The sequence below is a fragment of the Lentilactobacillus diolivorans DSM 14421 genome (genome assembly GCF_001434255.1).
GTDB classification, from domain to species: Bacteria; Bacillota; Bacilli; order Lactobacillales; family Lactobacillaceae; genus Lentilactobacillus; species Lentilactobacillus diolivorans.
This window is the reverse complement of record NZ_AZEY01000005.1, coordinates 23,852-30,026: the sequence shown is the minus strand read 5'-3', so window position 1 is coordinate 30,026 and position 6,175 is coordinate 23,852. Positions and strand designations below refer to the sequence as shown.

Sequence of the window (6,175 nt, the reverse complement as noted above, 5' to 3'; positions counted from 1 at the left end):
AACGTTTATCAATCCCGCAAAACAGCTTATGTACGGATGCAATACCCTACGTTGGTTCTAACCAAATCAGGTTCAAAGGGATTGGCAATCCGCCATCTCAGCATACAGCACCCCTAGTGATCATATTTGAATAACTCTATTTTACCATGATTCAATTTTTTCTGAAGCGCAATTAAATAGCTTCGCAAACTGCATTTCCAACGTATTTATTCTATAATTGTGACTGATAACCATTTCAAGGGAGTGATCAACTATTAAAGCATTATATTTTGACCAATTTGGTGGTCCTGATGTTCTAAAATACGGTAACTTACCGGACCCTCACTTATCTAAAAACGACGTTCTGGTTCGAATGGAATATGCGGGCCTTAACTTTGCTGACATATATCGGCGGAGAGGAACGTATCATATCGACAAACGGACACCCTATATTGATGGTTATGAAGGGCTAGGTGTCGTTATTGACATGGGCGCCCAGGTTTCAAAACATAAACTTGGCGAAAAAGTTTTCTTTGTTGATGCACCGTTTGCCAATGCCGAATTGGTTGCCGTTCCCGAAGATCACGCAATCACCGTTCCAGACGGCTTAGATGATCAATTAGTTGCGAGTGTTGGTTTACAAGGCCTAACCGCAGATTTTCTTGCCCATGACCTTGGCCGCAATCATCCTAACGACAATGCCTTTATTCACGGGATTAGTGGCGGCGTAGGTCAAATCCTGTCACAAATCTTAACTGCTGACGGTGTCAACGTTTATGGCGTCACCTCAACTGCTGACAAGAAAAAGATCGCGCTTAATCAGGGTGCTAAAGATGTCTTTTTACGTAAGGAACCTTGGCTTCAAGCCTACGTTGGCGAATTTGATACCGTATATGATGGTGTTGGCGTGACGCTTGATCAAAGCATTGAATTACTAAAACACCGTGGCAATTTGGTCTTCTTTGGCATGGCTGGCGGTAACCCGCCAAAAGTTGACTTGGTCACATTACTTTCACAGTCCAAAAGCATTTTAACCGGTGACCTTTGGGATTACCTCACAGATTATTGGGAACGGGTCGCCCGCAGTAAACGACTGTTCAAATACTTCGAAGCAGGCAAAATAAAAATTAGTCAACCCACAATTTTCCCACTCAAAGACGGTCAACTGGCCCATAAGTTTTTGGAAACCGGTAATAGTGCCGGAAAGATTCTTTTGCAAACTTAGTTTTTAGTTTCCGATCGAAATAATGACAACTCTGAAAAATATTTGCTAGAAAAAGTAAACAGAACTCAAAAGAGAGCCGATCCAAGCAATTTTGGAAACGACTCTCTTTTTAATTGACGTTCTTAACAATTAAAAAATGTCGACAAGCAGCAACCCGGTTACCTGATTAACTTTTTAATAGTTAACCTCCAGTGCACCATTGGTTTATATTCTCTTCCGCTCAAACATTAAAAACGCCGCAAGAATAAACAGAATACTGTAACCAATATTTCCGATCATCAATTGTTTAATTGTTAATAATGTATTTTCATAATACGCCGGATTTGACCATTCATTTGGCATATTCAGCATATTGAAAGGATTCCATCTGAGCAACGGGATGCTTCTACCAACATTTCTTAGGAGCATCATCGAAACACCCTGGCCAATAAAAATAACCGTAATCCCGCTGGCAATCGCAACCGCCGCACTTTTAGCCGCACAGGATAGTAGCAGAGCCGCACCAATGATAACAATTGAGCCCAAAAAATCAATTAGGCACTCATTGATCAAATTGCTCATTAACGATTGGCCGTACTCATAGTTGGCACTAAACGAATATTTACCTCCATACATTAACCACTTAATCGGCAGCGTAAATCCAAATGCCAGCAAGTGCAGATAGGCATCGTAAAGAATAATAATCGAAAACTTGGATAAAAAGATCCGCACTTTTCCCTTGTCCTCAATAACCAAATGTTTAATCGTGCCATACTCATATTCCATGGAAATCGTCGTGGCGCAAACCACGATCATGATAATGAGTACCCATTCGGTGCCGGCAAATGCTGCTGTAATGTACCATTGGGCATCTGGTGAATGCCTTGCCATAAAGCCAACCGCCAGCATGGCCATAAATAAAACAATTGGGGTATACCACGTCCCTCTTTTATGAATCAACTTATAGAACTCTTCACTCAGCAATTCTTTCATTACCTGTTACCCCCTTGATGTTCTAGTACCGTTAGTACAGAATCTTCCAAATCGGTTTGTAGATGCTGAACGTCATTAATTTGAATGTGATGCGTTAATAAGATGTTAAATAAGTCATTCAAACTTGGCGATTCGGTTAATGAAACACGGACACTCATGCTGGTTTCTGCCACACAAAACCGGTTTGCAGCCAAGAGTTTCGCGCATTGATCATTTGATGACGTCATTAACGATAAATAGTTGGCACCGAGTTCGTGTAAATGAATCATTGAATCTGCCAAAACAACATTTCCGTGATCTAAAAGTACGACTTGATCAATCATCTTTTCCAATTCACTTAAAATATGACTGGAAACCAGAAACGTTGTCCCATTCTCGGCTAATTTTAAGATTAAATTGCGCAAATCCCGATTTGACATCGGATCCAGGCCATTCATTGGTTCATCTAAAATAACCAGTTCGGGGTGTTGCAAGAGTGCGATCGCAATTCCCGTTTTTTGTTTCATCCCCAACGAATAATGAGCAACCGGCTTATCAACATAATCGGTCATCCCCATTACTTCAACAATCTTTCGAACGTCATTGCTGTCCTTATGAGAATAAAGCATGAGCTGCTCGCGGCCGGTTAAAAAGGGATAAATTGCCGGACTCTCAATTAACTCCCCAACCCGCTTGGCACCTTTAGCTGAATGAGCGTCATTAAATCTAACTTCGCCAGAGTCCGAGGCATAAATACCAAGAATAATCTTCATGATGGTCGACTTACCGACCCCATTTGGACCAATCAAACCAACAATTGACCCTTTAGGAACTTGAAAGCTGATGTCGTTTAATACGGTATGCCTCCCAAATCTTTTTGAAACGTGTTTGACAGTCAAAACATTCTCCAAACCAACTCATCCTCTCCATGAATTTTTAGATTCGTTTTGAGCGTACAGCAAGCCCACCCACTCGTACATAGGATTTCAATAATGCTATCGAGAATAGCTTGAAGGCTCTTCGAAGTCGGGTATGCTAAAAATAGTAGCAACACAACCAACACATATTTTAATGAAATCAGGTGGAAATTTATGATAACGATTGGAAACAAAATTAAGCAGTTACGACATCAAAAGGGAATGACTCAGCAACAACTGGCAACCCAACTTTGTGTATCACGCCAAACCATTTCGAGCTGGGAAACTGACCGAAACATCCCCGATATTGAAACGTTAACCAGAATCGCTGCATATTTCAACATTCAGGTTGGAACGATTATCTCTTCTCAAAACGCTGATTCGGTTTACCTTCATAAATATCAACAATGCATGATGGATATTATCTTAGCTATCTTGCTGGTTGAAAGAGTCACCCAGTTATCGACTACCTTTGGGTTGCACTGGATGAACTTTATCGTTATTTTTTATTTGATTATCTTTTTCTTGGCGCTTAAACAAGCCAACTACTTTTTGAATGCCGGATTAATTATTTTCGGAATGACCAGCATTCTTAGTGGATTCGCAAACCTTTTTTGGATGGGGTTCGGTTTCCGATTTACTTGCTTTATTTGTGGCGTTTTGTCACTAATCGTCTTTGCAATAAATGTTCACCAAGCACTTTTTAGAAAACAATGTCAGTTGCGAAAAGTCAATCGGGCTTGAATAAGTGGGGATGACGACCGCTACCTTCATCGCATGGCCTGTTACGTTTCCTTTCAAATAATATGTAACATTATCATTGCTATCTTAGATTGACTCATTTGATTCACTGGAAAGTTACCCCATGTTAATCTTTTAATATGGATAAAATTATTATGCCATTAAAGAAATTCCCGAACCGCCATGATAATTAACTTTGATTCCTTAGGAGAACATTTATGAAATTTAACTGGAACTATACATTTGTCGCCAATAGTCCACTAGCCATTTTATGGGCCTTCGTCATGATTGATGGTTTGGTATTAACGATGACACCGGTGAACCTATTACTGGCAATTGGTATAACCGGGATTGTTTGGCTCATTTACTACCTATTGTTTGAACGAAACTATTTTCGAAGCCACCCACTGTTCAATCCTCAAAACCAGAAAGCCGGAAAAGCAGCCAGTTTGGTGACAATTCTCGGAGCATGGTTGAGCCTTATACTATTCTTCCTAACGCGAAACGCTTTGCTGATTTTTAGCTTGCTTATCCTGACCAACTTAATTCGCGATGGTTTTACAACCCCTAAGCAAACCACCCAAGAAGGAGATCGTATTAAATGAAATTTGATTGGCGTTTCAGCTTTATTTTTAGCCTGCCAATATTCACTCTGTGGTTAACACTAATCCTTTATGTATGTTTTGTTTCAACTACAATTGATTGGCCAATATTCTTAATAACAATCGCCATCTTTAGCATCTGCATGACTACTTACTATTTCTTATTCCAAAGAAAATACTATCAAACACATTCGGAAATGAATCCTCAAAACCGAAAATTCAAGCATTCGATCATCATTCCAACTATGGGTTTAATGATTAGCCTGACTGCTTATTTGCTTAGTCATATCCCACTTATTACAATCGGTGTTTTGTCATTGGCCGTTTTTATTCAAGCTGGCTACTCAGTGGCAAAATAACTTTAATGAGACGAAACTCCCTGCTGCTTTTTAGCTGATCCATCCTAAATAACTCTATCAAGATTATTTTTCAATTCCTATCCAAATCACTCATAAGGAGATGGCATCAAATGAAATTTGATTGGCAATACAGTTTTATTTTTAGTCTGCCGATATTCGCCACGTGGTTGACCCTTGTCATTTATACATACTTTGTTTCATCCACATTAACTTGGCAAAGCTTTTTAATAGCCTTAGCTGTTTTGGGGTGCTGCCTGGCCGCCTACTATTTCTTATTTCAAAGAGGGTTCTATCAAGCCCACCCAAAAACAGATCCTCGCAATCGAATATTCAATCATTCGGGAATTATAACTACAATTAACTTAATTGTCTGTCTCACTGCCTATTTTCTCTATAAAGATCCGCTCATTGTAATTGGGATTATGTCCTTTGGTGTCTTTATTCAAGCCGGCAACTCAGTCCCTAAATAATTTTTGTGAGGTAAAAATTTTGAGCAAACTCAATTGGAAATACAGTTTTATCAATAACCTACCGTATTTTGTAATTTTAGCAATCTACACAATATCGTTTCCATTCACTAAACACCGAAATTCGGGAAGTTTGCTTGGCCCAATTCTTATTTTTATCATCATTTGGCTGGGATACTATTTGTTATTTCAGAAAAAATATTGGCAAAAACATCCCGAGGCAAACATCTTAAATCGAAAACTAACCTTGATGAGTTGGTTGATTAGCATTGTGGGCGCAGTTGGCCTGCCGGTATATGTCCTCGTTACCCAATCCCATACCAATTTCTTTTTGTTTATGAGTTATTTATTAATCTTGCTGCTTATTAGAGATAGTTTTTCTGAACCTAAAGACAACATTTGTTAGAGGTGAATTTTTACAAATGATTTTCGACTGGCGTTACAGTCTGTTCCAAAATGCACCGATTTTGCTTGCAGCAGGTTTGTTTTTTATTGAAATCAGATACTCAATTAGCATAATCGCCTTTAACTACCTTGACTTGGCAGGTGTTTTCCTAGGCCTCTGGCTGCTTTACTATTTAACGGTTCAGAAGCGGTTCTACGGGAACCATTCAGCCTATAAACCGACCAACCGACAATTAACCGGTCTCGGACTGATCATTACGATCACCGGCATTATGATTTGTGCGGCTTTGTTTTTCGAGATCCCGGCGAAAAATGACTGGACGGCATGGTTGGCTGTTGTCTTGTCAGTTATTTTAAAGGATTGCTGCACCCTGACAAAATTAACCACTATTCAGCACAAACCATTTTGATTTTTGACACATAAAAAAGATTGGAACAATCATCCAAAATCACGATTATAGCGTCTTATTAATAAGAATCCCGTAAAACCAGCGTTTTTGTAAACTGATTTTACGGGATTTCTTAAAAA

9 protein-coding genes and 1 riboswitch are annotated in these 6,175 nt (G+C 39.3%); of the genes, 7 read left to right on the top strand and 2 right to left on the bottom strand.

The window, feature by feature from the left end; translation table 11 throughout:
- Positions 1-26: 26 nt before the first annotated feature.
- A riboswitch (TPP riboswitch) is annotated at positions 27-125 on the bottom strand.
- A 128-nt stretch (positions 126-253) separates the two neighbouring features.
- Entirely contained in the window at positions 254-1,204 is a 951-nt protein-coding gene (locus tag FC85_RS00280) for a zinc-binding dehydrogenase (RefSeq protein WP_083484828.1), read from the top strand.
- Positions 1,205-1,408: 204 nt separating this feature from the next.
- On the opposite strand, the gene FC85_RS00275 is transcribed toward FC85_RS00280, so the two are convergent.
- Together FC85_RS00275 and FC85_RS00270 are read right to left on the bottom strand one after the other, a co-directional pair.
- The gene (locus FC85_RS00275) at positions 1,409-2,176 is read right to left on the bottom strand and encodes an ABC transporter permease (protein WP_057863583.1); all 768 of its coding nucleotides are present in this window, start codon (positions 2,174-2,176) and stop codon (positions 1,409-1,411) included.
- Positions 2,176-3,054 carry an ABC transporter ATP-binding protein gene (locus FC85_RS00270; protein WP_186825088.1) on the bottom strand — a complete coding sequence of 293 codons (879 nt, stop codon included), beginning with the start codon at positions 3,052-3,054 and terminating at the stop codon, positions 2,176-2,178. Before FC85_RS00270 ends, FC85_RS00275 begins: the two co-directional genes overlap by 1 nt.
- Before the next feature lie 192 nt (positions 3,055-3,246).
- On the opposite strand from FC85_RS00270, the gene FC85_RS00265 reads away from it, so the two are divergent.
- The 6 genes from FC85_RS00265 (at position 3,247) to FC85_RS00240 (ending at position 6,056) form a co-directional block, all read left to right on the top strand.
- Entirely contained in the window at positions 3,247-3,816 is a 570-nt protein-coding gene (locus FC85_RS00265; RefSeq protein ID WP_057863581.1) for a helix-turn-helix transcriptional regulator, read from the top strand.
- A gap of 215 nt (positions 3,817-4,031) precedes the next feature.
- Positions 4,032-4,418 carry a hypothetical protein gene (locus tag FC85_RS00260; RefSeq protein ID WP_057863580.1) on the top strand — a complete coding sequence of 129 codons (387 nt, stop codon included), beginning with the start codon at positions 4,032-4,034 and terminating at the stop codon, positions 4,416-4,418.
- Positions 4,415-4,774 (top strand): hypothetical protein, encoded by a 360-nt coding sequence (locus FC85_RS00255; RefSeq protein ID WP_057863579.1) that lies wholly within the window; start codon positions 4,415-4,417, stop codon positions 4,772-4,774. The genes FC85_RS00260 and FC85_RS00255 overlap by 4 nt, the downstream gene beginning before the upstream one ends.
- Positions 4,775-4,884: 110 nt before the next feature.
- Positions 4,885-5,244 carry a hypothetical protein gene (locus FC85_RS00250; protein WP_057863578.1) on the top strand — a complete coding sequence of 120 codons (360 nt, stop codon included), beginning with the start codon at positions 4,885-4,887 and terminating at the stop codon, positions 5,242-5,244.
- Between the two features lie 19 nt (positions 5,245-5,263).
- Positions 5,264-5,647 carry a hypothetical protein gene (locus FC85_RS00245; RefSeq protein WP_057863577.1) on the top strand — a complete coding sequence of 128 codons (384 nt, stop codon included), beginning with the start codon at positions 5,264-5,266 and terminating at the stop codon, positions 5,645-5,647.
- Between the two features lie 16 nt (positions 5,648-5,663).
- Positions 5,664-6,056, top strand: coding sequence for a hypothetical protein (locus FC85_RS00240; RefSeq protein ID WP_057863576.1), 393 nt, complete (start codon positions 5,664-5,666; stop codon positions 6,054-6,056).
- The last annotated feature ends 119 nt before the right edge of the window (positions 6,057-6,175 follow it).